The sequence below is a fragment of the Streptomyces kebangsaanensis genome (assembly GCF_001906585.1).
Lineage (GTDB): Bacteria > Actinomycetota > Actinomycetes > Streptomycetales > Streptomycetaceae > Streptomyces > Streptomyces kebangsaanensis.
Window position 1 is genome coordinate 25,433 of sequence record NZ_JUJA01000092.1, and the last position, 1,373, is coordinate 26,805.

Annotated in this window: 2 protein-coding genes; both read left to right on the top strand. The window is 76.0% G+C overall.

Annotated elements, in window-relative coordinates; genetic code table 11:
- A partial coding sequence (locus RH94_RS13815; RefSeq protein ID WP_234425750.1) for a DUF4129 domain-containing protein occupies positions 1 to 506 on the top strand: 506 nt, incomplete at its 5' end.
- Positions 503 to 1,373, top strand: an 871-nt coding sequence (locus RH94_RS13820; RefSeq protein WP_234425751.1) for a DUF4350 domain-containing protein, incomplete at its 3' end; no start/stop codon positions are given. The genes RH94_RS13815 and RH94_RS13820, both read left to right, overlap by 4 nt.

The window sequence follows — 1,373 nt, forward strand, 5'->3', positions numbered from 1 at the left end:
CCGCCACACCCGGCGGTGGCGTCGGCCTGGCCGTCGTCGTCGTGGCCGTGCTCGCCGTGCTCGGCGCCCTGTGGTGGCGCCTCGGCACACCACGCCGCAGTCCCACCTCCTCCCCCGCCCTCTTCGACGACCGCCCCCGCAGCGCCGCCGAACACCGCGCCACCGCCGAGGCGCACGCCACCCGGGGCCACTGGAACCAGGCCGTCCAGGAACGGATGCGCGCCATCGTCCGCTCCCTGGAGGAACGCGCCCTGCTCGACGTACGCCCCGGACGCACCGCCGACGAAGCGGCGGCCGAGGCCGGGCGCACCCTCCCCGCGCACGCCGACCGGCTCCGCGCCGCCGCCCGGGACTTCGACGACGTCACATACGGCGGGCGCAGGGCGACCGAACAGGCGTACCAGCGCATCGCCGAACTCGACCGCGACCTGGCACACGCCAAGCCCCAACTCGCCACCACCAGCCACAGCACGGCCCCCCACACCCACCAGGGAGCCGCCGAATGACCACCGAGGCCACGCTCCCGTCCACCTCGACCTCGCCCACCGCCCGCCAGGTGTGGACCCGTACGCGAGGCGTCCTGCTCGCGCTCGTCCTCCTCCTCGTGGGGGCCGTCGCGATCGCCACACTCCGCTCGGGCGGCCAGCACGGACGCCTCGACCCGCGCTCCGCCGACCCCTACGGCAGCCGCGCCGTCGCCGCGATCCTCGCCGACCACGGCGTGTCGACGCGCGTGGTCACCACCCTCGACCAGGCACGGGCCGCGGCCGGCCCCGACACCACCCTGCTGGTCGCCGTGCCCGACCTGCTGACGGACGGTCAGCAGTCCCGGCTGCACTCGGCAACGGCGGCCTCCGGCGGACGCACCGTCCTCGTCGCCCCGGACACCCCGTCCGTCGGCCGGCTGGCTCCCGGCGTCACGGCCGACCCCGCACCCAGCTTCGACACCACCCTCTCCCCCGGCTGCTCCCTGCCCGCCGCCCGCCGCGCCGGCACCGCGGACACCGGCGGCGGCATCCGCTACTCCACCACCGCCCGCAGGGCCGACACCTGCTACCCCAGCGACGGACTGCCCACCCTGCTCCGCATCCCGCAGACCGCCAAGGGCGGCGACACCGTCGTCCTCGGCACGCCCGACATCCTCTACAACAACCGCCTCGACAAGCGGGGCAACGCCTCGCTCGCCCTCCAACTCCTCGGCTCCCACCCCCATCTGGTCTGGTACCTCCCCTCGCTCTCCGACGCCTCGGCCCCCGACACCGGCGACCGCACCTTCTTCGACCTGCTCCCCACGGGCTGGCTCTGGGGCACCCTGCAGCTGTTCATCGCCGCCGCCCTGGCCGCCCTGTGGCGGGCACGCCGGCTCGGCCCCC